At 61.7% G+C, this 24,310-nt stretch carries 23 protein-coding genes and 1 pseudogene; 15 read left to right on the top strand and 9 right to left on the bottom strand.

All coding sequences use genetic code 11. The features are described 5' to 3' along the window. Positions 1 to 14: 14 nt before the first annotated feature. Complete coding sequence (locus BN2664_RS08320) at positions 15 to 446, top strand: PLD nuclease N-terminal domain-containing protein (protein ID WP_007000651.1); 432 nt, start codon at positions 15 to 17, stop codon at positions 444 to 446. A 7-nt stretch (positions 447 to 453) separates the two neighbouring features. On the opposite strand, the gene BN2664_RS08315 is transcribed toward BN2664_RS08320, so the two are convergent. The 4 genes from BN2664_RS08315 to BN2664_RS08305 all read right to left on the bottom strand — a co-directional run bounded on the left by BN2664_RS08315 (position 454) and on the right by BN2664_RS08305 (position 2,616). Continuing rightward, positions 454 to 1,119 (bottom strand): histidine phosphatase family protein, encoded by a 666-nt coding sequence (locus BN2664_RS08315; RefSeq protein WP_007000652.1) that lies wholly within the window; start codon positions 1,117 to 1,119, stop codon positions 454 to 456. Positions 1,120 to 1,279: 160 nt separating this feature from the next. Continuing rightward, on the bottom strand, positions 1,280 to 1,744 hold the full coding sequence (locus BN2664_RS08310) for a MarR family winged helix-turn-helix transcriptional regulator (RefSeq protein ID WP_007000653.1): 465 nt from the start codon (positions 1,742 to 1,744) through the stop codon (positions 1,280 to 1,282). Between the two features lie 425 nt (positions 1,745 to 2,169). Then, positions 2,170 to 2,268: a 30S ribosomal protein bS22 gene (locus BN2664_RS09075; RefSeq protein WP_005504750.1), complete on the bottom strand. Its 99-nt coding sequence runs from the start codon at positions 2,266 to 2,268 to the stop codon at positions 2,170 to 2,172. A 132-nt stretch (positions 2,269 to 2,400) separates the two neighbouring features. Then, complete coding sequence (locus BN2664_RS08305; RefSeq protein ID WP_007000654.1) at positions 2,401 to 2,616, bottom strand: helix-turn-helix domain-containing protein; 216 nt, start codon at positions 2,614 to 2,616, stop codon at positions 2,401 to 2,403. A gap of 203 nt (positions 2,617 to 2,819) precedes the next feature. Here BN2664_RS08305 and BN2664_RS08300 point away from each other — a divergent pair, with 203 nt between their 5' ends. The 5 genes from BN2664_RS08300 (at position 2,820) to BN2664_RS08280 (ending at position 9,858) form a co-directional block, all read left to right on the top strand. Next, positions 2,820 to 4,217 carry a TrkH family potassium uptake protein gene (locus tag BN2664_RS08300; RefSeq protein ID WP_007000655.1) on the top strand — a complete coding sequence of 466 codons (1,398 nt, stop codon included), beginning with the start codon at positions 2,820 to 2,822 and terminating at the stop codon, positions 4,215 to 4,217. A gap of 36 nt (positions 4,218 to 4,253) precedes the next feature. Further along, positions 4,254 to 4,910: a potassium channel family protein gene (locus BN2664_RS08295; protein WP_007000656.1), complete on the top strand. Its 657-nt coding sequence runs from the start codon at positions 4,254 to 4,256 to the stop codon at positions 4,908 to 4,910. Positions 4,911 to 5,009: 99 nt separating this feature from the next. Then, positions 5,010 to 5,327 (top strand): hypothetical protein, encoded by a 318-nt coding sequence (locus BN2664_RS08290; protein WP_007000657.1) that lies wholly within the window; start codon positions 5,010 to 5,012, stop codon positions 5,325 to 5,327. A 117-nt stretch (positions 5,328 to 5,444) separates the two neighbouring features. Continuing rightward, positions 5,445 to 6,830, top strand: coding sequence for a DNA repair protein RadA (gene radA / locus BN2664_RS08285; protein WP_007000658.1), 1,386 nt, complete (start codon positions 5,445 to 5,447; stop codon positions 6,828 to 6,830). A 190-nt stretch (positions 6,831 to 7,020) separates the two neighbouring features. Continuing rightward, on the top strand, positions 7,021 to 9,858 hold the full coding sequence (locus BN2664_RS08280; RefSeq protein WP_007000659.1) for a choice-of-anchor M domain-containing protein: 2,838 nt from the start codon (positions 7,021 to 7,023) through the stop codon (positions 9,856 to 9,858). A 137-nt stretch (positions 9,859 to 9,995) separates the two neighbouring features. Here the strand turns inward: BN2664_RS08280 and BN2664_RS08275 are convergent, their stop codons facing one another. Then, entirely contained in the window at positions 9,996 to 10,976 is a 981-nt protein-coding gene (locus BN2664_RS08275) for a hypothetical protein (protein ID WP_040316943.1), read from the bottom strand. Positions 10,977 to 11,494: 518 nt separating this feature from the next. On the opposite strand from BN2664_RS08275, the gene BN2664_RS08260 reads away from it, so the two are divergent. Continuing rightward, the gene (locus BN2664_RS08260) at positions 11,495 to 12,370 is read left to right on the top strand and encodes an HhH-GPD family protein (RefSeq protein WP_040316946.1); all 876 of its coding nucleotides are present in this window, start codon (positions 11,495 to 11,497) and stop codon (positions 12,368 to 12,370) included. On the opposite strand, the gene BN2664_RS08255 is transcribed toward BN2664_RS08260, so the two are convergent. Further along, the gene (locus BN2664_RS08255) at positions 12,367 to 13,398 is read right to left on the bottom strand and encodes an alpha/beta hydrolase fold domain-containing protein (protein WP_007000662.1); all 1,032 of its coding nucleotides are present in this window, start codon (positions 13,396 to 13,398) and stop codon (positions 12,367 to 12,369) included. The genes BN2664_RS08260 and BN2664_RS08255 overlap by 4 nt on opposite strands. Before the next feature lie 25 nt (positions 13,399 to 13,423). On the opposite strand from BN2664_RS08255, the gene BN2664_RS08250 reads away from it, so the two are divergent. Then, a complete protein-coding gene (locus BN2664_RS08250; RefSeq protein WP_007000663.1) occupies positions 13,424 to 15,094 on the top strand; it encodes an L-lactate permease in 1,671 nt (556 codons plus the stop codon). A gap of 147 nt (positions 15,095 to 15,241) precedes the next feature. Here BN2664_RS08250 and BN2664_RS08245 read toward each other — a convergent pair whose 3' ends face one another. Further along, the gene (locus tag BN2664_RS08245; protein ID WP_007000664.1) at positions 15,242 to 16,276 is read right to left on the bottom strand and encodes an iron-siderophore ABC transporter substrate-binding protein; all 1,035 of its coding nucleotides are present in this window, start codon (positions 16,274 to 16,276) and stop codon (positions 15,242 to 15,244) included. Positions 16,277 to 16,397: 121 nt separating this feature from the next. Here BN2664_RS08245 and BN2664_RS08240 point away from each other — a divergent pair, with 121 nt between their 5' ends. The 5 genes from BN2664_RS08240 to BN2664_RS08220 all read left to right on the top strand — a co-directional run bounded on the left by BN2664_RS08240 (position 16,398) and on the right by BN2664_RS08220 (position 20,998). Beyond that, positions 16,398 to 17,501 carry a FecCD family ABC transporter permease gene (locus tag BN2664_RS08240; RefSeq protein WP_007000665.1) on the top strand — a complete coding sequence of 368 codons (1,104 nt, stop codon included), beginning with the start codon at positions 16,398 to 16,400 and terminating at the stop codon, positions 17,499 to 17,501. After that, positions 17,498 to 18,490 (top strand): FecCD family ABC transporter permease, encoded by a 993-nt coding sequence (locus BN2664_RS08235; RefSeq protein WP_058120670.1) that lies wholly within the window; start codon positions 17,498 to 17,500, stop codon positions 18,488 to 18,490. Before BN2664_RS08240 ends, BN2664_RS08235 begins: the two co-directional genes overlap by 4 nt. After that, positions 18,480 to 19,274: an ABC transporter ATP-binding protein gene (locus BN2664_RS08230; RefSeq protein WP_007000667.1), complete on the top strand. Its 795-nt coding sequence runs from the start codon at positions 18,480 to 18,482 to the stop codon at positions 19,272 to 19,274. Before BN2664_RS08235 ends, BN2664_RS08230 begins: the two co-directional genes overlap by 11 nt. 9 nt (positions 19,275 to 19,283) lie before the next feature. Further along, positions 19,284 to 20,141 carry an SMP-30/gluconolactonase/LRE family protein gene (locus BN2664_RS08225; protein WP_007000668.1) on the top strand — a complete coding sequence of 286 codons (858 nt, stop codon included), beginning with the start codon at positions 19,284 to 19,286 and terminating at the stop codon, positions 20,139 to 20,141. 131 nt (positions 20,142 to 20,272) lie between these two features. Continuing rightward, positions 20,273 to 20,998 (top strand): glutamine amidotransferase-related protein, encoded by a 726-nt coding sequence (locus tag BN2664_RS08220; RefSeq protein ID WP_197408657.1) that lies wholly within the window; start codon positions 20,273 to 20,275, stop codon positions 20,996 to 20,998. On the opposite strand, the gene BN2664_RS08215 is transcribed toward BN2664_RS08220, so the two are convergent. Together BN2664_RS08215 and BN2664_RS08210 are read right to left on the bottom strand one after the other, a co-directional pair. Beyond that, positions 20,995 to 21,945 (bottom strand): NAD(P)-dependent oxidoreductase, encoded by a 951-nt coding sequence (locus BN2664_RS08215; RefSeq protein WP_007000670.1) that lies wholly within the window; start codon positions 21,943 to 21,945, stop codon positions 20,995 to 20,997. The two genes, BN2664_RS08220 and BN2664_RS08215, sit on opposite strands and share 4 nt — an antisense overlap. Before the next feature lie 82 nt (positions 21,946 to 22,027). Next, positions 22,028 to 22,810, bottom strand: coding sequence for an IclR family transcriptional regulator (locus BN2664_RS08210; protein WP_007000671.1), 783 nt, complete (start codon positions 22,808 to 22,810; stop codon positions 22,028 to 22,030). A gap of 244 nt (positions 22,811 to 23,054) precedes the next feature. Here BN2664_RS08210 and dapA point away from each other — a divergent pair, with 244 nt between their 5' ends. Together dapA and BN2664_RS09400 are read left to right on the top strand one after the other, a co-directional pair. Continuing rightward, positions 23,055 to 23,960, top strand: a complete 906-nt coding sequence (gene dapA, locus BN2664_RS08205) for a 4-hydroxy-tetrahydrodipicolinate synthase (protein WP_007000672.1) — start codon at positions 23,055 to 23,057, stop codon at positions 23,958 to 23,960. Between the two features lie 47 nt (positions 23,961 to 24,007). Then, positions 24,008 to 24,253: pseudogene (locus BN2664_RS09400) on the top strand (GntT/GntP/DsdX family permease); the annotation flags it as partial. Positions 24,254 to 24,310 lie beyond the last annotated feature (57 nt).

The following is a 24,310-nucleotide window of genomic DNA, read 5'->3' as shown; positions in this document are numbered from 1 at the left end:
CTAGAATCTTAAACATGGCTCGCTTGATCATTGCCCTCGTAGCAATAGCAATCTGGGTGTTCGGAATCGTTGATTGCGTACGCACGGATCAATCGCAGGTACCCGGGCGCTTGGCCAAACCGGCTTGGATCGCCCTGACGGTTGTGCTTCCGGTGCTGGGATCGATTCTGTGGATCGCCCTTTCCTGGCCGCTCAAATACCCCACCGGCACCATTTCGTTTGGGGGTAGCCGCGGTGGTGGGCAGGCGCGCCGAAATGACCCAGTAGCGCCCGACGACGATCCTGAATTCCTCTCGCGCCTCGATGCACAAAACCGCTTCCGCGAATGGGAACGCCAGCAGCGCCTGGCTGATGAAGAGGACTCTTCCGAGCCTAAAGACGCCGAGCCGAAAGGCACCGACGACGACGGCGACGCACCCGATACCGGCGGAGCACCGGCCCACTAGTTATCAGCTATTTCTTCAGCTCAGCTCCGGAAGTCCCGGGAGTAATATCGCGCGAGGCCGCCACTAAATCGGCGGCTGGCTCCGCGTAGTCGAGCGCCACCAGGCGCCGGGCTTGGAACGTCAAGGTAGTGACAGAGGCGAGGGCGCATTGGCGCCGGCGCGGATCATGCGCTAGCGATCGCCCTTCCACAAAGAGTCGCAAAACCCAAATGGGCTGTTGATGGGAGACAAGCACGGCTTCGCCGCCGCGCGCCCGCGTCAGCGCATCTCGCACCGCCTGGCTCATCCGATCGACGATTTCGGTATAAGGCTCACCCCAGGACGGTGTAAAGGGATTGACGTACCAGGGCCAGAACTTTGGGTGGGCCAGAATCGCCCGATTGCGATTGACGTTAATCCCCTCGAACTTATTCCCCGCCTCAATGAGGTTCGGGTCGGTATCCACCGGAAGTTCGAAAAGCTCCGCCGTCGGGGTAGCGGTTTCAATTGCTCGCTCCAGTGGAGAGGCGATAACGGCGCGAATATCATGGCCCTCAAAGTGCTCAGCTAAGCGGTTTCCCATGGTTCGCCCGCGCTCGGTGAGGTGGAAGCCAGGCTGGCGTCCGTACAGCTCACCGCTAGGATTATCGACCTCTCCGTGCCGGACAATATGGATACGCGTTACGTCAATCATGGCCTTCAGTCTACGGGAGTAGCCGGCACGCCGAGGCTAAGCGCCAGGCACAGCTCGGGCAAAGACCAAGCTGGAAAGCCGGCCAGGCGCCAAGGCGCGGCCCTAGCCCGACAAGGGCTCGATGGCAACTCGGCCCGTCGAACATGAGGTGGCCGCCGACCTACCGAATCTGATCAGGGTTATCGACGAGCTTGGCGCACAGCTCGCCGAAGCGCAGGAAATCGTCGTGGCCCATTTTGTCTACCAGGTGGCGGCGCACCGAATTAACGTGGGTGACCGCCGCGGCCTCCACAAAAGCGTAGCCCTCGGCCGTGAGCTTGCAGTCCACTCCGCGCCTATCATTGGCATTTGCGCTGCGGCACACCAGGCCTTTTTCTTCTAGGCGCCGCACCGTATGGGTCAGCCGCGAGCGTGAGTGCACCATCACGTCCGCCAACGCGGACATTCGCAGGCACCGCCCCGGCGCCTCGGACAGCCGAGCCAAGACGTCGTATTCATTGAGTGACACCTCGTGTGCTTCCATCAAGTCCCGGTTAAATGCTTCGGTAATAATCGCCGTCGCGCGAAGATACGCTCGCCAGGCATACTGCTCTTCGTCAGTAAGCCACCGCACTTCGTTACTCATAGATTTTTCCTCAACCCTTCGCGTTCGCCGCCACCTGGCCGGCCTTCTTGCTTTTAAGCGCAACCGCCGGCCACCTGTTCTGTTTTTGTTAAGTCAGGGTCACGGACCGAGCAGACCACGCATCTGACCACAGATTATAAATGCACCAGCAAATTTACTGAACACCAAAAAATTCTTTGGAATCACTCTAACCTCAAAATTCCCGATTTTCCCGCGAAACTTCAAAGAAAAATCTCCGTCATGAGACAAAAACTACTCACCATAAAATGCTTCATTTTTTGGGAATTCGAGGGCGAAAACTGATTCAAGATTGGTCAAAAAATGCGGATAGTACGTTAACTTTTTTCTATATATCGGCAAAAGGTTCGCCGCATTAACGAAAAAGAAAGGGCCCGCGATGCGGACCCGAACTTTTTGTTCGCAACTTACTTCTTGTTGCGGCGCTGGTGGCGCGTCTTACGAAGCAGCTTACGGTGCTTCTTCTTAGACATACGCTTGCGACGCTTCTTAATAACGGATCCCACGGGCACCTCCTCAGAATCAAATGATTTACACGGGTATCAAGCCCGTAACCTGTCATATCTTAGCGCGCTACCCACGCAAAAGTTGAATTCACCCTATGGGGTAGTGGTCACGCTCCGGCGAGCTTTCTTGCCCTACTGGCCCGCCGCCCGACGATCGTCGTCGACCACTGACGCGCCGAGCATTTCCTCCACCGCAGACGCCGGGACGCGATATGAACCACCCACGCGAACCGCAGGAAGCTCCCCCGAGTGGACCATGCGATAAACCGTCATCCGCGAAACGCGCACCATATCAGCAACCTCCGCAACGGTATAGAACTGCGGGTTGTTCAGCGGAAGTTTGCTCATAACACGTCCTGGTAGCTCAGCGATGAGTCGCGTGTGGCGACTACGACATGATTACAATAGCCCATTTTTGCAACTTTCAGGATTTTTTCAGCTGTCGTATTTGCCCCATTTTTAACAATTGTGACTTGAGGTGGCGGTGCGGACACGTGCGCGCTTGTCCGCTTTCGTAGCCGCACCAGCGTTCGGGGAGCTAAGCTCACGGCGTGAGTGAAAAAATAACGGCTGATTATCGCACGCGGCGGCGGCACCTTCTCGACGGCGCGCGCGACGCCGTCGACCGGGTTGCCCGCGAGCGCCCGGCACGCCTCGCCATCGTTATTTTCGCCGCGGTCATCCTGGTCCTCACCGGACTCTTGCGCCTGCCCGCCGCCACCGCTTCGGGAACGCCCGCCCCCGTCATCGACGCGCTTTTCACCGCCACCTCGACAGTCTGCGTCACCGGGCTCACCACCGTCACCACCGCCACGTTCTGGTCGCCGCTGGGCCACTTCCTGATTTCTCTCGGCCTGATCGTGGGTGGCTTGGGCGTGATGACGCTCGCCTCCATTTTGGGCCGCGCGGTTTCCCGCCACGTCGGCCTCACCCAGCGCATGCTCACCGCCAACGAAAACCAATCCTCGCTCGGGGAAGTCGGATCGCTACTTCGCGCCGTCGTCATTGTTTCTCTTTCCGCCCAGGCGATTTTGCTCGTCATTCTTCTGCCGTTCTTCCTTAGCAAAGGCGAAGCGCTTCTGACCGGACTGTGGCATTCCTACTTTATGGCGGTCTCGATTTTTAATAACGGCGGATTCGTCATTATGCCCGAGGGCCTCGCCCCCTACGTGGGAAACTGGACGCTCACCATCCCCATCATGATGGGAACAATCGCCGGCGCAATCGGTTTCCCCGTCATTCTCGATATGTGGCGCAATCGCAACCGCCCCGCAAAATGGTCAGTCACCACCAAAATCACCCTCACCACTTATCTTCTCCTGTGGGTTTTCGGCGCCATCGCCATCGCACTGGTGGAATGGAATAACACCCGCACGCTCGGCTCGCTCAACCTCTCCGAACGTATTAACGCCTCCCTCACTCTCTCCACCGACGCCCGCTCCACCGGCCTGGCCACGGTCGATGTGAGCGAGATGAGCGAAACAACCTGGCTTCTGCTCGATGGCCTCATGTTTATTGGCGGCGGCTCGGCCTCCGCGGCCGGCGGCATAAAAGTAACCACCTTCGCGGTCCTCATCCTCGCCATTCGCGCCGAGGCACGCGGCGACCGCGACACCGAAACTTTCGGAAAGCGCCTACCGGCCGAGGTCCTGCGCCTGGCCATTGCGGCCACTTTCGCCGGAACAATCATGGTGATGACGGGAACGGTTGCCCTCCTGCAGCTCACCGACTTCGGCTTTTCCAGGGTCATGTTTGAATCCATTTCCGCCTTCGCCACCTGCGGTTTATCAACCGGTATCACGCCCTACCTACCCACCGGCGGCAAGGTCACCCTCGCCCTCCTCATGTTCTTCGGCCGCACTGGCACCATGACCCTGGCCGGCGCACTTGCCCTGCGTAACCGTCGGCGCACCATTCGCCTCCCGCAAGAGCGGCCGATTATTGGCTAAAGCATCTAAACTGGCATCACGAAAGAAAGGATCCACGTGGCTGAACTCGACGAAAAAGGCGTGCTCGTCATTGGCTTGGGGCGTTTTGGCACCGCAATTGCCACCACCCTCGATGGCCTGGGACGCGACGTCTTGGTGATCGAGAAGGATCCCGATTTAGCGCAGAAATGGTCCAACCGCCTGCGCGTGGTGCAGGGAAACGCGACCTCCTCCGAGGTGCTGGATGAAGTGGGCGCAGCGGATTTTCACACCGTCGTCGTCGGCGTGGGAACCTCCCTGGAAGCCTCCGTGCTCATCACCGCGAACCTGGTGGATTTGGGAACCCCGCAAATTTGGGCAAAGGCAATTTCCCGTTCCCACGGGCGCATCCTGCGGCGCATTGGCGCTCACCACGTGGTCTACCCCGAGTTCGACGCCGGCACCCGCGTGGCCCACATGGTTTCGGGCCGCATGCTCGACTACATCGAAATGGAAGACGGCTTCTCCATTGTGAAGATGCATCCGCCGCGCGATATTCAAGGTTTCACGGTCAAGCAGTCGCGCATTCGCGAGCGCTTTGGCGTACGAATTATTGGCGTGAAGGCGGAAGGGCAACCCTTCGAGTACGCCACCAGTGAGACGCGCATTGGCGCCGGCGACGTCATTATCGTGTCTGGCGATTCTGAACTTTTGGAAGAATTCGCCAACCGCTAAGCCTCTAAAGCGATACGATGGTCTCAGATTCCACGTATTCATGGCCGCTCTATATCCCACCGCGAGGGAGGCGTTGAGAGGCCCGAAAGAGGCACTACAGTGAGCGAACCGAACGTTTTTGTTAGCGCGACGTCGCAGGTCGGCACGACGCCGCAGCAGCTCCCCCGGCGCACCCGTCTGACGGTGTGGCTCATCCTCGCGGCCATTTGCTTGGTGGCCGCCATTGGCTTCCTCGTCCCCGCTTTTAGTGCAATTAGTGCCGCGGCGACTTACGCCGAATCTTCTCCCGCTCCCGACGCTATGACCGTCGACGCGGCTATCCACGGCCTGTGGACGCTTTCCATAAGCGTTGCACTGGTGATCTGTTCGCTGATCTTTACTGCTATCCACGCTTTCCGGCGCTCGATTTTCCGCTAAAGCGCGGGGTTGCCGCGGGATGGGGCGGCACGGGGACAACGCCGCGCGCCAAGTGCCGCGCGCCTAACAACTGTGGGTAACAGAAAGCGTGTCGGAGGAATGATTTAGGGTTTTGGCATGGCAAAAACTCCTGCTACCTCGTATATCTGCTCCCAGTGCGGCTGGGTGAGCATTAAATGGGTTGGCCGCTGCTCTCAGTGCGGAGAGTGGGGAACCCTGGAGGAACGAACACCGCCCGAAGCCGGGCCGGGCGCGGCAAAACCCACGCGCGCGCTCACGCCTTCGCTGCCCGCCACGCCCATTACCTCCGTTCCCACCACCGCCGCGCGGAAATCTCCTACCGGGGTGGCCGAATTCGACCGAGTGCTCGGGGGCGGGCTGGTGCCGGGCGCGGTGCTCCTTCTTGCTGGCGAACCGGGAATTGGAAAATCCACGCTTCTGCTTGACGTCGCCGCGCGGGCCGCTCGCACCGCCCAAGAGGAAGGGAAAGGCCCGGTTCTTTATGTTTCCGGGGAAGAATCGGCCTCGCAGGTACGACTTCGAGGCGAGCGTATTGGAGCGATGAATCCTCACCTCCACCTGGCCGCGGAGTCGAATCTGGCGCGGGTTTTGGGGCACATCAGCGCCGAGCAACCCTCGCTTGTAGTGGTCGACTCAGTGCAGACGATTTCCGATCCCGATACCGATGGAACTCCCGGCGGGAGCGCCCAGGTCAAAGCGGTCACCAGCGCGCTCGTCAATATTGCCAAGACCCACGAGCTTCCCGTCCTGCTCGTCGGGCACGTCACCAAAGACGGCGCGATTGCGGGCCCGCGGGTGCTCGAACATCTCGTTGATGTGGTGTGCCAGTTCGACGGCGACCGGCACTCCCGCCTGCGCATGGTCCGCGCGGTAAAAAACCGTTACGGAGCAACGGATGAGGTGGGATGCTTTGAGCTGACAGACACCGGAATCATTGGCTTACCCGATCCTTCCGGCCTGTTCCTTTCTTCACGTACCACCTCGGTACCGGGCACCTGCGCCACGATTACCCTCGAGGGACGCCGGCCCATGCCGGTGGAAGTGCAGGGCCTGGTCGTTCCCTCCAGCGGCCGGCCCCAACGCACCATGGCCGGAGTTTCCTTCTCTCGCGCCTCCATTACCATTGCGGTTTTGCAGGCACGGGCGGGAATGGCGCTCGACCAAAAAGACGTCTTTGTATCGACCGTGGGAGGCGCCCAAGCCAATGAGCCGGCCAGCGATATTGCGATTGCACTCTCCCTGGCCTCGGCTTATTCGGATCTACCCATCGCCCCGGGCGCGGTCGCTTTCGGAGAAGTTGCGCTCACCGGCGAGCTTCGGCCGGTCAGCGGGCTCAAGCAACGGCTGGCCGAAGCTAGCCGCCTGGGATTTACCCTCGCCATCGTTCCCGCCAATTCGGAAGTGAAGGCCCCGGCCGGAATCACCCTGCGGCGGTGCGCCGATGTGCGAAGCGCCATCCAATCCGTCCTCCCGCTTGGTTAAACGCGCACCTTTGCCGGCACCCGCTTGGCTGAGCGCTAACCTTTGCCTGCACCCCGCTAACCGCAGCACCTTTTCCGCGGTTGGATGCTGCTCGCTCCGGCGTCGTCGCCCCCAGCATTTTCATTATTGCGAATGATTCGCATTATCTGTACTCTGTGTGTGGACTTCCAATGACTTAGAAAGAACACAGATGAGGAAACTCCACGTAGTTTTTGCCGCTGGAGCACTTTTCATAGCGGGCTCTTTGAGCGTGGCGCCCGCCTACAGTGATGAAATTTCCGGCGCCGAGGGTAGCGCGCCGGCCGTGAGCGCGAGCAATGAAACGAATACCTCCGGAGAAGCCGCGCACGTTTTCGGCGTGCATGACGGGAAGCTGATTACTACCGCCGGGCATATCGATGCGCCGAAGGTCTTTTGGGAAAACGGCGGCTTCGTGCTCAAGAACGAAGCCAAGGGTAGCCTCTACCCGCTTGAAAACACCGCGAATTGGGTTGGCAAGGGCTTCTACAGGGACGGCACGAATACCCATATTTTCGACACCAAGGGCGAAGCTAGGTTCGATTTCCTCAACGCCACGGCCACCCGCTGGTACCGCGCGCCGCGCCTACCCGCCCCTGGCAACACCCCCATTTGGGCCGGCTTCGGAGCCGATAGCAAGATTCCGGTAGAGAATTTCAAGGACGGCGCCTTCTGGCTCGAGTTGGTGGGCTTCGAGGGTCCGGGCCGGATGGAAATGTTCATGGTGGCGGATACCGACGTCACCCGCCTCATTTCCAGCCACGACCCCAGCTACCGCTCCTCGCTTCTCAATGCGGGAACGCATACTCACAATGAGACGGTATTTTCCAAGCCCGGAAAATACACCCTGACGTATCGCGCGGTAGCACGCGATAAGGCCGGCAATCTGATTTCCTCCGCACCGGTTCCGTTCAACTGGTACGTGGGCGGAGTCGATCCGGCCTCAATGCCAGATTCGCCGGTGAATGACCGCTATAACGCGGCCGCGGAAGGCAATACGGACGGCTATTCCTTTACCGTCAGCCCCAACCAGAATCCGGCCACGAATGGCGAGGGGAAGGTGCGCGACGGCGAAGAGGCATTCTCCACTTTGCGCTTCGATGCCAAAGATACCTCCGCCCAGGGCACGCTCGCCCTATTCATTGACGGCTATCCACTCACCGAAGTGCCGGTGAAGAACGGCGTGGGCGTACATAACGAAATGCTGGGGTCACTCGCCTCGCGTCTGCAGGCGGTTTTCATCCCTGCCGATGCCGCACACGGGCGCTGGGTTTCCCCCGCTGTGGAGTACACCCCCGGCAATCCCGCCGCGACCGTGACGGGAATGGCCGATTCGTGGCCATCCCCGACGACGTCGGATCCAGCGCCGTCGTTCGCGCAGGAAACCTACGCCCCGAAAGACGCTTCCTACATAATAACCAGCGTCCCGGATTTCGAAAAGCAGACGGTTACAACCACCATCCAGTTCTCGGATCCGAAGATTCGTGGAGCAATTCGCGGCGGATGGACCTCAGACCCGAAGAACCCTTACTACGACATCGAAGTTGAGGGAATGGTAGGGACCGACGGTAAATACGTGCAGGTCCTGCCCATGGACTGGATCTGGGACCAAGGCTTCAGCCTCAAAATCAACCTCATTCCCACGGCATATATGGTCGCGGAGAAGGTGACCATTGTGACGCCGTGGACGCTCGGTAATTCGCAGACGGCGTCCGGGAAGCTCTACCAGGGCGGGAAGCCCGCCGGCGCGCCAGGCACCGAAAATGGCTCGAGCGCAGATCAGGGTAGTGACCAAGGCGGCAAGCAGGAGGGCACCGACCAAGGTACGGAGCAAGGTGGCAACCAAGGCACGGACCAGGGCGGAACCCAAAACGGTAACCAGAACGCCGGGCAAAGCGGATCGGAAGGCACCGCGAAGCAGTGCCAGCCGATCGGCGACGGTAGCCTTGAAAACCCGTTCTCGTATCCGGTCTTGATTCGGCAAGGCCACCTAGATATTTCCGCGCATAAGAGCGCTGATGGCAAGGCCGTGCAGACCCTCGTTCGCGACGATTCCAACGAGCACGCGAAGGGCAGTGTTTACCGCACGCCGTCGTCGATCAACTTGGCGGTTCCCAATATTGCCCGCAAGAGCACCAGCATTCTCAAAAAGGACTCGCAGTGGGATATTCTGCGCCAGCTAGGCGATTCATTCTTCCAGCTCGACGAAAAGCAACGCGGTGGTATGCCGTGGCCGGGATGGTCGACCCAGCAACTGGGAACCGGATCCGCGAAGCTTCATCTGGAAGCCGCTGACGTGCCCGCAGGCGGTCGGTTCATTCTCTACCAATACGATTCGGTCAGGAGCAAGTTCAGCCTGTTCGCCGATTCCGGACAGGGAAAGAACGTTATCGACATCCCGGACCCCACGCACACGCACGCTGCCTGGGTATTCAATAAGCCAGGCGCGTATCGGATCAATGTGTATTACGAGCTCGCAAACGGAGCTACCTCCCAGCCACAAGCTCTGACCTTCCTGGTCGGAGATGAAGCAATCAATTCGGCGACGTTTGATTGCGCGCAGTCGGGCGGAAATTCCAACCAGTCCCCGGGCGCTGGCGATGCTGGCACCAATCAAGGCGGCGAAGCAGGCACGGGCGATGCCGGCAACGGCGGCGACGGCGCAGGTTCGGATGAGAACGGTCAGAGCGGCCAGAACGGTAACCCCGGCCAACCCGATGGAAAGCGCTTGTCGATCGATGAGCTCGTGGACGTTCTCAACCATCACTCTCAGGCGGGGCATAGCCACGAACATGGCGACGGCCACGATCACGGTACGCATGAGCACGGCGGCCAGTCTAGTGAGCAGTCCGGACAGGTAGACCAGCAAGCCGGCGGCGAGCAGAACGGTAGCGAGCAAACCGACCAAAGCGGGGATCAAACGGCTCCGTCCACCCCCGCACAACAGGCAAAGCGGCTGTCACTCGATGACCTCATCGACTTACTGAACAACCGCGGCCACCAACACTAAAGACGTTTCCTGAATAGCCCAGGCGGGGTGCTAGCTTCGGCTAGCACCCCGCCCCTCTCTTTATTCTCTGATTTATGTCTCTGGTTCGGCGGTCCCACAACTAGCCCCCGCTGGAGTGTAGTCGGTCCGCGGTTCGGTCAGCCCGCCGACCCGGCGGTGGGATCCGCACCTGGCGTAGCGTCCACTGGCTCCGAAGCTGCGTCGGCCAGCGCCGACTCACCTTCTGCTGGCGCCGATGCGCCGCTGACTGGGGTGGGCGCATCATCCGCAGGGGCGGAGGCGCCGTCATTCGCGTTCTCGCCTTCGGCCGGGGTCTCACCCTCGGACGGCGAAGCACTCTCAACCGGAGAAATGGCCTCGGACGTGGCGCTGATTGTCTGCGGGCGGCTACCGGCCGGGCGTATCTCAAAGGAAAGAGTTCCCAGCTCGATATTGCCGTTGAGGATCGCGCGGGCCTGATAGGTTCCGGGCCGCGCCCAATCACCATTCGTGGCGCATGCCTTTCCGCTCACCGTTCCGGTCCAGGCAACGTCGTAGGTGGCGCTCATTTGCCGATCGAGAAGCAAGATATTTGACTGCGGGCCAACCTGGCAGACGCCGGTGTCGGAAACGTGGGCACCGCCGGAGGTGATCTCGACCGTAAGGTTCTTCCAGCCCACATCAATGAAGCAAGGATTGTCCTCGGAGGTGTTCGTGAGATTGACGTGGAAAGTGCTGGGAGATCCAGCCACCGCACCCGTCATGGCGAGCGAGGCTTTAAGCATCGCGTTAGTGCACTGGGTGGGTTGATACAGCTGGTCTGGCTTTTCTAAAACAGCCTCTTGGCGTTCCGTCACCTTGCCATAGGCATAGGCAAAAACCACGAAAGCCACAATGAGGATCAATACGGCACCCAGGCCGATCATGATAATCCTGCGGATGCGCTGGCGCTCTTCGAGTTGCGCCGCGGTAAGCTCGGCCCGTTGCTGTGCCTTCTCCGCTCTGCGCCGCTCCCCGCGGCGAGGGTTTGAGCGCCGCGGATCTGACCGGCGCGGGTTTGATCGGCGTGGATCTGTTGCCTTGCGCGCGCTCGCGCCGCGCGACTCTGCACCGCGCGACTCTGCGCCGCGCTGAGTCACGCCTCGCGCGGCCCTGCGGCACGAAACCGCATCACGAGAATTCTCGCGCTCTGCCTCGCGCTCACTTGCGCGCCGGCGGGAAAAAACAGGCCCGCGAGCCGATTTTTCACCGCGCTCTTTGGCACGTAGGCTTCGCTGACCGCGGCTCGCACGGCCGCTTTCCGTACCGCGCCGAGCACCACGCTGGGCGTTTCGCTCGGCGTTGCCACCGCGGCGCGCGGGAGAAGCGCTCTCGCCGCGGCGCCCGCGTTTGGCTCCGCTGTTGTTTTCGCCGCTCCGCCGCCTGGCTGATCCGCGCTGGCTGGCCGCGCCTCGCTCACCCGCTGAGTCTCGCTGGCCGGAGCGCTCGGCCCGGCCTGCGCGCCCGGAGGCTGGCCTGCGATTTCGCTCGCGCGGCGAATCCCCGCGCGATGTGCCCGTTTCTTTCACGCATCTCACGCTACCAAAACCAGCCCGCTTCCCGGCCGAGGCGCTTGGAATCTCGCCGGCGGTTCGCGCGGTTTTGGAATTTTCAATAATTGGGGCACACTGAGAACGTGTTTATCGAGTTGGTGGAGTGGTTCGCGCGTAACGGCCGGCCCCTCCCCTGGCGCGAGCCGGACACCAGCCCGTGGGCCATTCTTGTTTGCGAAGTTATGAGCCAACAAACTCCGGTGGCGCGCGTCCTTCCCGCCTGGGAAGAATGGATGAAACGCTGGCCAACCCCGCGTGACCTCGCCGAAGCAAGCCCGTCAGAGGTGCTGATCGCCTGGGGCAATCTCGGCTACCCGCGCCGCGCGCTAAGGTTGCGCGAGTGCGGCGGCGTCGTCGCGAAAGAATATGGCAACCAGCTTCCGCGCGAGCGCGAAAAGCTCCTCACGCTCCCCGGAATTGGGCCGTACACCGCGGACGCGATTATCGCCTTCGCCTACCGCGAGCGGTCGGTGGTGCTCGATACGAATATTCGCCGCGTGCTCGCGCGAGCGCTGGCCGGCGAGGAACTGCCACCCAAGAGCCTGCGGAAAGCCGAGGTGGCGCGAGCCGAAGAGCTTGTTCCCGACGACGGCGAACTCGCGGCCCAGTGGAACGCGGCGGTGATGGAGCTCGGGGCGCTGGTGTGCACCGCGAAGAATCCGAAGTGCGAGCTTTGCCCAATTGCGGAGGAATGCCAGTGGCTTCAGCACGGCCGGCCCGCCAATGCGGCTCCGCGCAAAGCTCAGGGGTTCGAGGGGACGCATCGGCAGGCGCGCGGCAAGATTATGGCGGCGTTGCGTAAGACTCCCACGGGGCTGTCCCGCACCGAGCTAGTGGCGGAAAGCGGGCTTTCCGAGGTTCGCTTCGCTCCCGCTCTGGAATCCTTGCTGGAAGACGGCCTGGCGCAGACGCATCGCGGCCGGGTGACGCTGCCGCGTTAAAGGTAGCGCTGGAACCATTCGGCCGATTCGCGCACCGCGTCTCGGGCGGCGCCCACCAGGCGCAGACGTTGCATGAAAGCATGGATCGTACCGGGGAAAATACGCAAGCGATGCGGCGCATGCGCGTCCGCGAGCGCGGCCGCGAGAAGGCGCGAATCGTCGAGGAGAGGATCGAATTCGGCCGCCGCGATATAGCAGGGCGGGAAATCCGCGGAGAACTCTTGCTGGCCGAGCAGATCCAGGTAGGGCGCGCGCAGGTCGGCCGCGTCGCGTACGAAGAATCCGCGATATTTTTCTTGGTCGGCCAGGCTCATACCGTCCCACCAACCCCCGTACATTCGCGCCGAGTAAGAATCGCGTAGCCCAAAGGCGCCGTAGTACAAATGCAAAGAGCGCACTCGGCGCACCAAAGACTCCGGCCCCGCCTCGCGTAAAAGACAGTAAACACCCAGAGCTAGAGTGGCCCCGCATGAGTCACCAGCCAAAGCCGCCACGCTAAAACGCGCGGAATTATCGCTGAGCATATAGCCCACCACGTCCGCGCATTCTTCGAAGGGGCGCGGATATTTCGCCTCCGGCGCCAGGGTGTACTCAATCGACACCACCGTCGATTCGCACGCCGCGGCGAGCTCGCGAAGGAGACGATCATGCGAATCGCTTGAGCCCACGCACCAACCGCCCCCGTGCATATAGAAAATCACCGCCTTGCCGCACCTAGCCGGGCGATAGATACGCACCGGCACCTGCCCGTGGCGGGTCGGAATCTTCGCTTGCGACACGCTTGCCATGACCGGCCCGCCCTCATTCCACCATTCATGGCGGCGGTCGTAGCGGCGGCGCATATCGGCGAAATATTCGCTTTGGCTGGCAAAGCTTTCCCGCCCGGGGCCGGGAATGTACAGCTCGGAGTCTTTGGCGACGGCGGCCGCGGTTTCTTTGCTCCACAGCCGCGGCACTGGAGCAAAGCCGCCCGGCGCTCCGCCGTCGTTCATCGCGCCACCCTTATCCCCGGAAACCACCCTAAGCATTCTTCAACCAGGGTAGATTCGAGCGGTGATACTTACGCAGACCTTCGCCCCGGATCCGACCGCGGTCGGCGGGAGCATCGTATTTTCCGCGCTCATTGCGTTCATTCCGCTGTTGCTCTTTTTTGTGCTCCTCGGAGCCTTCAAAGTTCCCACGCATTGGTGCTCAATAATTTCTCTCATCGCCGCGCTACTGGTGGCCGTTTTCGGTTTCCGTATGCCGGCCACGCTCGCCGGCCTCTCGGCATTGCAGGGCATGGCATTTGGCCTTTTCCCGATTCTATATATCGTGATTATGGCGGTCTGGCTCTACAACCTGACCGAATCGTCGGGCCGCGCGGCGGACGTCCAGGCAATTTTCTCCGCCGTCGGGCGCGGCGATAAGCGCGTCCAGGCCCTGCTCCTGGGCTACGCCTTCTGCGGCCTGCTCGAGGGCCTGGCCGGATTCGGCGCACCGGTCGCAATCGCCTGCGCCATGCTGATTGCCCTCGACGTACCACCCATCCGCGCCGCGCTGGCGGTGATGGTCGGCAACGCCCTGAACGTGGGCTTCGGCGCGATGGCAATCCCGGTGACCACCGTCGCCCGCCTGGGCGGCAACGTCCCCGCCGACGCCGTCGGCGCCACCATGGGCCGCATCGCCCCCTTGCTCATTTTCTTCGTGCCCTTCTTCGTGCTCGCCATTATCGACGGTGCGCGCGGCCTCAAGCAGGTGTGGCCGGTCGCCCTGGCCGCCGGGGCGGGAATGTCCGTGGGCCACGTGGTGACCTCGAACTTCATTTCCTACGAACTCACCGCCGTCCTCGCCTCACTTCTTTCCCTCGCCGCGGTCATCGCGGTGTTGCGCGTGTGGCAGCCGACGACGCCGGACGACCAAGCCTCGGCTCCCGCCAAGGAAAAGGTGCCGGGCGGGCGGGCCGTGCTCGGTCTGCTCCCTTATTTGCTGGTAGTCGTAATTCTTTCCGCAGCCAAACTCATTAAGGTGCCCACCGAAAACGGAAGCGCCGAGATTCTGGCGCGTTTCGATACCTCCTTTGGTTGGCCCGGTCTGCACGGAAATCTGCTGGACGCACAGGGCAATGTTGCCACCTCCACGATTTTCAACCTCAATTGGGCTTCCTCGCCCGGCACCATGTTGCTCCTCACCGGCCTTATTGTGAGCGCGGTGTACGGCCTGAATAGCTCCGGCGGGCGCTTCGAGTACAGCTTCGGGCGGGGCATAGCCACGTTGGGGAGCACCATCTCGAGCCTCAAGGTCACGATTCTGACGATCGCCATGATTATGGGCCTGGCCTACGTAATGAATTTCTCCGGGCAAACCCTGGCCATTGGCCAGGCGCTAGCCGCCACCGGCGCCGCCTTCGCCTTCCTCTCGCCCTTCCTCGGCTGGATCGGTACCGCGGTTACCGGATCGGCCACCTCCACCGCCGCGCTCTTCGGCAATTTGCAGGCAACCGCGGCAACGAATGCCGGCATTGATCCGCATCTGCTCTTGAGCGTGAACGAAGTGGGCGGGGGCATTGGCAAGATTGTTTCCCCGCAGAATCTGGCGATTGCCGCCGGCGCCATTAAGACGCCGGGGTCCGAGCCTGAGCTTTTGCGCAAGGGCGCCGTGTGGTCAGGAATCCTCGTGGTCAGCCTGGCCGTGATTACCGTCCTAGCCTCCAGCGGATGCTTGAGCTTCCTGGTCGTTAGCTAAGCGCGCAGCTTGGCGCGCTTAGCTTGCCACAAGCGCCCGGCGCTTGCCGCTCTAGGCGCGCGCAACTAAGCGAGCAAAAAACAGCATCCCGGCCGTAATCGCTACGGCCGGGATGCTGTTTTTCAGGCGCGGGCTAAGCCCTCATGCTTACTTCAGCGCGCTTTCCACCATCGGCGCGATCTTGTCAATCGCGTACTGGGTGGCTTCCGGCGTGCCCAAGGAGAAGGCCGAAGCCAGATCACCGTCGACCACGAAGGCATGGCCTGCGGAGACCGCGGGAATGGCCTTCCAGCCGGCGTCATCGGTAATCTGCGCAGAATCGATGAAGATTGGGAAGGCCGCGATCACGTCCGCGTCGAAAGTATCGAGCTGCTCGGGCGAGACGGTAATCGAGAACGCGTTGGCGGAGGTATCCGCCAGCTCCTTCACCTTCGGGTTGAGGGTGAGGCCGAGGTTCTTCATGAACTCCACGCGAGCGTCGCCGTCAATGTAGGCGCCCCATCCTTCGGAGGTACGGGTCGCGACCGTCACGGTCTTGCCGTCCCACTCCGGGTGAGCCTTGGTGACCTCGGCGAAAGCCGCCTTGGTTTCGTCAAGCTGCTTCTGGGCGGCCTCGGGCTCACCGAGCGCCTTGCCAATCATCGTCACCTGATCGTCGGTGGTGGTCAGCCAGTTATCCGCATCAGCGCTGGGAACGCCGATGGTCGGAGCGATCTTGGAGAGGCGATCGTAGCGCTCCTGATCACCGGAGCTCTTCACGTCGAGGATCAGATCGGGCTGCAGCGCCGCGATCTGCTCGTAGTCCAGTTCCATGGTGCCGAGAATCTCCGGCGCCTTCTCGTAAGAGTTCTTCACCCACGGGCCAACGCCGTTCGACTCCGGGTTGGTGGAGGTGAACGCCATCCAGTCAGCCGCACCCACCGGCTGCACACCGAGGGAGAGCGCGACTTCGGCGTCGCCCCAACCGAGCGCCACCACGCGCTCGGGCTTCTCCTTGACGGTGACGTCTCCAAACTTAGTGGAGATGGTGGCGGGGTAGGCGGCGGTGGCAGCGGCCGAGGTGGTTTCCTGAGCGCTGGGCGCCGGAGCGGACGTCTTCGCGTCTTGGCCATTACCCGAGCAACCCGCTACTGACAGTGCGACCGCCGCGAGGAGGGCGGAAAGAGCACGTAGCTTCTTCATTTATAAAACCTTGCCTTATTAATTGCGTGACAATGTGATCGGAGCGCGGTTGCACCCACGCCCTGACCAGGGTTAGGTTACCCGTACCGGAATCGCTGTAACAAGGAGGATTGAAGCAATTATGGCTTCCTCACATATCGCTCCTCCCGTCGCTTCGGACCGCGCGGCAAGCCCCACCGCAACCCGTGCCGCAACCACCGCCACAGCCTCCCGCGCCCGACACCCCGCGGTAGCTCGTAAAAGGCGGCAATTGTTACTGATTGGTTTAATAACTTTGGCGATAATCACTTGCGCGTCTATTGCTATTGGAGCACGTTCGGTACCGCTAAATACCGTGCTGGATGCCCTGCTGGACAGGCCCGTAAGTGAACTAGATGCACACGCGGTTCTCGATTCACGCCTGCCGCGCACCGCCGCCGGGTTACTGGTGGGATGCGCGCTGGGCATGGCCGGCGCGGTGATGCAGGGCGTTGCCCGCAATCCCCTCGCTGATCCCGGCATCCTCGGCATTTCCGCCGGCTCCGCCTTCGCCGTCACGCTCGGCATTGGCCTCCTCAACTGGCATACCCCCTCGCATTACACCTGGCTGGCGATGCTGGGCGCGGCCCTCGCCACCGGATTAGTACTTGTTATCGGCACCCGCGGGGCCGGGCGCGCCGACCCCGTCCGCACCCTCCTCACCGGAGTCGCCCTCTCCGCTGTTCTGCAAGGTTTCACCACCGCATTGCGCCTCGCTAACCCGCGTACCTTCAACGAAACCCTCGTGTGGCAAGCCGGCACTCTGGAAGGTCGCGGCTGGGCGCCCCTGCTGGCGGCTCTCCCGTTCCTCGCGGTGGGCGTGGCAATCGCCGCGCTCATTTCCGGCCCGCTCAACGGCATCGCTTTGGGCGACGACGCCGCCGGCGGCCTAGGAATTCAGGTGGGCGCGGTGCGGCTGTGGGCCGCGCTGGCGGTAACGCTTCTGGCCGGAGGAGCGGTGGCCATCTGCGGGCCCATTGCTTTTATTGGGCTAATGGCTCCGCATCTGATTCGTAACCTGATTGGCCCAGACCAACGCTGGATACTCGGCCTATGCGCGCTGTGGGCCCCCATCATCCTCCTCACCGCCGATATTTTGGGCCGATTTATTCTCCCCAGCGGGGAGATGCCGGTGAGCGTGGTTGCGGCATTCGTCGGCGCGCCGGTCCTCATCGCCGTCGTGCGCCGGAAAGGAGCGCTTTCATGAGCCAGCGGCGTTTGCGCACCATCGCCTCCGCGCTCGCGCTCGCGGCGGCGGCCAGCTTGCTTGCCATGTGGGCACTGACCTTGGGAAGTCTGCAACTTAGTTTTGCGGATGTGGCGCGCTCATTCTTCGGGGCGGACGGCTTTGCGGCAGAAGTGGTGCGCGAATGGCGCGCCCCACGGGTGGTGGGATCTCTGGTGTTTGGCGCGGCGCTGGGAATCGCCGGCGCGCTTTTCCAAACCATCACCCGCAACCCTCTGGGCTCGCCGGACATTATCGGGTTTTCCGCCGGGTCCTACACCGGGGTAATCCTCGCTCGCACCATCCTCGCCGGCTCCTTCCTTTCCGATTCCCTGGGCGCCTTGCTGGGCGGTTTCGCCACCGCCGCCGGTGTTTACCTCCTCTCTTATCGCGGCGGAATTGCCGGCAGCCGCCTTATTGTGGTGGGAATCGGCGCCACCGCCATGCTTTCCTCGATCAACACCTGGCTACTCTTGCGTGCCCGCCAAGAAGTGGCGCTCGGGGCGGCCATGTGGGGCGCGGGAAGCATTAACCTCGCCAGCTGGTCAGATGTGGCCAGCCCCCTGGTCCTGCTCGCCGCGTCCATCCCGCTGCTGTGCGCGGCGCTACGGCCCTTGCGGCAACTAGAGTTGGGCGACGACGTCGCCGCCGCTCACGGACTGCGGGTTGAACCCACGCGCCTGGGAATTCTTGGGCTGGGCGTAGCGCTCACCGCGGCGGTCACCGCGGCGGCCGGCCCTATCTCCTTCGTGGCCCTGGCCGCTCCGCAGATTGCCCGGCGCACCGCCCGCGGGGCCGGAATCCCCATTTTCCATTCCGCGCTCACCGGCGCAATCATTCTTTTGGCCGCGGATATGATCGACCAACACGTGCCCGCTCAGCCCGTTCCCGCCGGCGCGGTCACGGTGATTTTCGGCGGGCTCTACCTGCTTTGGTACCTCATAGGGGAAGGACATCGGCGTGGTCGATAAAAGCTCAAGCACCGCGCGGCTTCGCGCCCACCAGCTCGAGTTGGGCTATGCGGAGCGTTGCGTGGTTCGCGGCGTGGAGGTGGAAATCCGCGGCGGCTCGTTCACCGCGATTGTGGGAGCGAACGGGTGCGGAAAATCCACCCTTCTGCGCGGCCTGGCGCGGCTCCTTACCCCGAGACGCGGAGCTGTTTTGCTCGACGGCGCCTCCATCTCGCATTTGAAAACCCGCGCGGTAGCTCAGCAAATTGGCCTTCTGCCGCAATCCCCGATCTCTCCAGAGGGGATTACCGTACGCGAGCTGGTGGCGCGCGGGCGCTATCCGCACCAGGGCCTTCTTTCCCGGGCCAGCGCTGAAGATGAGGCGGTGGTCAACCGCGCGATGGAAGTTACCGATACCGCCACGCTCGCCGACCGCCTCGTCGATGAACTTTCCGGCGGGCAGCGCCAGCGGGTGTGGGTGGCCACCGCTATCGCGCAAGACACCCCCATCATGCTCCTCGACGAACCCACAACCTTCTTGGACCTTGCCAACCAGATTGAACTTATGAACCTTTTTCGCGACCTCAACCAGCAGGGACGCACCATGGTGGCGGTACTTCACGAGCTCAACCAGGCCGCCCGCTACGCCACCGACGTGATTGCCATGAAGGACGGAGAGGTGGCGATAACGGGCACACCCGAGCAAGTTTTTACGGCCGCGAATCTCGCGGAGATTTTTGGATTGAACTGCCTGGTTATTGAGGATCCGGTAACCGGCGGTCCGCTCATCGTTCCCAGCGCCTAACATGGGCCTATGGCAGAAAAGTTCGAGCAAATAACCCCGCAGGTTGCCTTCCATGCCGAGGGCCCGGTCTGGAGTGAGGAGTGGGGCGGGCTACGGTTTGTAGATATGCTCGCCGGGGATCTGCTCACCATGGATCCTTCCGGTAGCGTCTCGCGGCTAGAAACCGGCGCGAGAATCGCCGCCTTTGTGCGCCCGCGTGCCGGCGGCGGTTACCTGCTTGCCACCGAACGGGGCCTGGCTCTGGCCGATTCCGCGTTCGCGGCCCCCGAGCAACGCCTTGAGCTCTTCACCTCCCCTGCCTATCGCCTCAACGAAGGCACCGTGGACCCGTGGGGATACGTTTACGCCGGATCAATGCCCTACCAGCGCAATGAGGAGACCGTCGGGACCGCAAAGCTCTGGCGCGTGTCTCCCGACTTTGAACCTCAGGTGATGCTCGACGCCGTCACCACCTCAAACGGCATCGCGTTCTCGCCCGACCTTTCGCGCGCTTACTACAACGACACCACCACCCGCGTCACCGATATTTTCGACGTCGATGCCGCCGGCAACCTCTGCAACCGCCGCCAGTTCCACGGTGCCGATGGCTTTTCTCCCGACGGGCTCACCGTCGATAGCGAGGGCAATATCTGGGTGGCCCTCAACCGCGCCGGAAAGATTCGCGTCTACTCGCCGCAGGCGGAAGTTCTGCAGGAATACCAGCTAGCGGGGGTGACGGGAACAACCGCCGTCACCTTGGGCGGAGCGGACGGGCGAGATGTTTTTGTGACCGTATCGCGCGAAAACGACGATTCCAAGGGGGCCGGGGCGGTGTGGTGGATGCGTTCGCCGACGCCGGCGCAACCCGTCGTGCCTTTCCCGGGCTAAAGCGTGCCGCCAGGCATTGCGTTGCCCGATGTGGGCCTGCCTGCGCGAGCGCGCGGTTTTCGATAGCGTGGGCTTTAGCATTTTCCGCGCCCGAGGGAGGTACCTTGGCTCACCGTCCTAGTTTTTTGCTGGTGCAAACACGCCCCGGCACCGAAGCGGCCTTCCGCGAGCGCCAGTCCGTTGCGCATATCGCCGGCCTCTCCCTCCCTCAATTAGCGGAGTGCCGCTTAGATGAAGAAGTGCTGCACGGCAACACCGGCATTGACTGGGAGGCCCTGAGCGCCGGTCACAAGGGGATACTGCTAGGAGGGAGTCCTTTCGACGCCGGGGCCGCCGTCAAGGATGATTTCCAGATCGCGGTTGAGACCGAGCTAGCGCGTTTACTGGATTTCGCCTTCCACCGCGATATCCCGTTCCTTGGCTTGTGCTACGGGGTGGGCGCCATCGGCACATATTTGGGCGGCGTCGTCGACACAACATACGGGGAGGACGCCGGGCCGGTGACGATTACCCTTACCGACGCCGCGCGCCGCGACCCTGTTTTTGCGGGTCTGCCGCGCGAGTTCACGGCCCTGGTGGGCCACCACGAGGCGCTACGCGAAACCCCGCCGGGAGCGGAGCTTTTGGCCACCGGCGAGGCGGCACCGGTGCAGGCTTTCCGCGCTGGGGAATGCATGTACGCCACGCAGTTCCACCCCGAGCTTGATGCCGACGCCATTATTTATCGGCTCGAGCTTTACGCGGACCGCGGCTATATGGATCTATCCCGCAAAGCCGAGATTTACGCGGTGATCCGCGCCGCGAACCTCACCCATTCGCATCGCGTGCTACGTAACTTCGCGCGCACCTTCGGCTAGGCGAGGCGGTTTTCGATCTCTTCGCCGGCCAGGAACGCGGCGAGATTGCGCGCCAGCAATTTCTCCCAGCCCACCGGGCGGTTACCCGCGATATGTGGAGTAATAAGGGTAGCTAGGTCCCACAGCTCGGAATCTTCCGGCAACGGCTCGGGGTCAGTGACGTCAAGCGCCGCGCCGGCAATCTCACCGTCTCGCAGTGCCTGTGCCAGTGCGGCCTGATCCACGGTGGCCCCGCGGCCCACATTAATCACATAGGCGCGGGCCGGAAGTGCGGCAAATACACCGGCGTCGAAAATACTCTTGGTTGCCTCGCTGGCGGGGAGGATATTCACCAAAACGTCGGTATCCGAAAGCACATCGTTGCGCGCCGGGCTTGGTTCTTCGCGCGTACCGGCAGCGTAAACCCGCACGCTCCCTTCCTCGCGATCGGAGCGAGCCAGCCCGCGTACCCGTGCCCCGAAGGCCTCAAGCTTGGGCGCGAGCTCGCGCCCAATATTGCCGTAGCCCCAGATGGTTACTCGCGCGTCAATCAATGTGGTCACCGAATCGGCGGTGTTCAGCTGCGGCTTTGGCGCCCCACGCTTCCACTGATGCCGCGCTTGGGCAGCGCGGCATTTCCCCAGGCCCCGTACGCAGTAAAGAATCATGGCCAGGGCGTGCTCGGAAACCGTCACGTCATGCAGGCCACTTCCCCCGGACACCACAACGCCCTCCGGGTAATCACCTTTCAGCGTTGCCTCGGCGCCCGCGGCCAGGCCCTGCACAAAGCGAAGCTGGGGAAGCTGGCGCGCCTGCGCGGCGAGGTCGCGATTAGCCCACACCACCAGGCCTTCCGCATCGCTGTGCTTGGCGGGAATAGGCGCGGCTACGTCATACCGCACGTAGCTCACGCCCTCAACGGCGATCGGTTCGACATCGGGCAATTCCTGCGGAACTAGTACCTTCACGGCAGTTTTCCTTTCCCTTGCTCTACCTAACCGGTAGAGCTTTGGTTAAGTTTTCGCGCCAGATCCAGGGGCGGGTTGTGTTCTAGCCTCGAAGCGGCGCCGATTCGACGATTCGCGAAACCGCCTCTTCCATTGCGGTAACGACTTCTTTGACGTGCTCGTCGGTGACGGTGCTCAGCGCCATCGAGCACGAGATCGCGTCAGTAACCTCATCGGAATACGGAAGGGCGAAGCCCACGCAGTGAAGTCCGAGGGTGTTCTCCTGATCATCAATTGAATAACCCCGCTCGCGGGTGCGCGCCAATTCTTCCTCTAACTGCGCGCGGTCAGTAATCGAATATTCGGTGAGAACGACCAATTCATCGGGTATGAGGTCGGGCCGGTAGGCCAAAACCGCTTTACCAAGGGAGGTGGCGGTGGTGGGCAAGCGCCGTCCAACCCGCGAATAGGTACGCATGACGCGATCGGATTGCTGGGTCAAGAGATAGACGACGTCGCCGTGGTCCACTCGACCCAAGTGGAAGGTCTCCTGCAACGATGAGGCAAGGTCAGCCAAGATTGGGCGAATGATCCGAACATAGGGATCGGCATCAATATAAGCAGTTCCGACGGTCAGGGCACGAATCCCCAGAGAGTATCCATCCGATCCGTTGTCGATAACCCACTCCGCTTGCCCCAGCGTCCGTAGCAACGCATACGTCGAAGAGCGCGGAGTTCCCAGAGCTTCGCATATCTCGGCCAGGCGTGGCGGATTCGCTTTCCGCTCCGCCAAGAGCTCTAAAAGCTCAATGGTTCGCGACGCCGATTTAACCGGCTTGACGCCTCCGCTCACTGACCTAGCGGCGACCTTTTCATCATTACTCATAGAACCCCCGACACCGTTGAAACTTAACCAACCCTATCACTAAAAGGGCTCGAAAAAACGACTCTCTTTTCGCGACCCTCACCCAAAGAACGGCACGGGCGAAAGGCGAAAAGTAAACCCGAGACGAAATCTCGCCAGATAAGCCTTAAGTCCCTGTCGCTATACCACTATCTTTGCTGTAATACTTATTGTACACATATGTAGACCCCAATCTACAAAATAGTTCGAAGAAGAACGGATTGAAATGGACTGGAAACCCACCGGCGTTATTCCCGCCTTAGTTACGCCGCTCGATCACGAGGGGAACCTCCTCGAGCAGGGCTTGCGCGATGTTCTCGATTACGTCATCAATAATGGCGTCCACGGCGTTTTCGTTCTCGGATCGTCAGGCGAAATCTACGGCCTGTCCGAGGAGCAGAAGCGCCGCGTTGTTGAAATCACAGTGGAGCATGTGAACGGCCGCGTACCCGTCTACGCTGGCGCCTCCGAGATCACCACCCGGGACTGTGTTCGCACCGCGCACATGATTCAGGAAGTTGGCGGAGTCACGGCCCTGTCCGTTTTGACGCCCTACTTCATGACGCCCACCCAGCCGGAGCTCATTGACCACTACCGCAACATTGCTTCGGAAACCGACTTGCCCATCCTGGTTTACTCCAACCCCGGACGCACCAAGGTTCCGGTCGCCCTGTCCACGGTTCTCAACCTCGCGGAAGTGCCGAACATCGTTGGAATTAAGGACTCCGCCGGCGATATGACTCTCACGTCAGATTATCTGCGTGAGGTACCCGATGACTTCTCGGTCATTATCGGGCGCGACACCCTTATTTTCCCGGGCCTGTGCATGGGCGCCGCCGGAGCTATTGCCTCCACGGCGAACATTGCACCGCGCCTGGTCTCTGAAATCTACAACTCCTTCCAAGCGGGAGATTTCGAACGCTCCTTGCGGCTTCAGAATGCCCTGACGCCGTTGCGCAACCTGGTGGATATCGCAACATTCCCGGTTGTGCTCAAGGAGGGTCTGCGCATGGCCGGCGTCGAAGCGGGCTACTGCTTTGCCCCCGCGCGCGAACTCGATCCGCGCTTCCGCCCTGCCCTGCAGGACGCCGTCGCGCAGGCGACCGCTATCGAGGATTTCGACGTCCTCTAACCCCCAAGTAAAAGAAACCAATCCACGATCTCAGTGCGGAGATAAAAATGCCATTACTCATTCTTGCGCTCGGAATTGCGCTCCTCCTGATCTTGATGATTGCTTTCAAGGTCAATGGATTCATTTCTCTGATCATTGTTTCCCTCGTCGTCGGTATCGCCCAGGGCATGCCGCTTCTCGACGATAAGGAAGCAGAAATAACCGGCCTGCTCAACGTTATTAAGGGTGGCGTTGGAGGCCAGACCGGAAAGCTCGTCCTCCTCCTCGGATTCGGCGCCATGCTCGGCGTATTCATGGCGGATATGGGCGCAGCCAACCGCCTGGCCACCACCCTGATCAACAAAGTTCGG

Origin of the sequence: Actinobaculum massiliense, from assembly GCF_001457435.1 — a bacterium.
In the GTDB taxonomy this organism is placed as follows: Bacteria; Actinomycetota; Actinomycetes; order Actinomycetales; family Actinomycetaceae; genus Actinobaculum; species Actinobaculum massiliense.
This window is presented reverse-complemented; position numbering and strand designations above follow the sequence as displayed.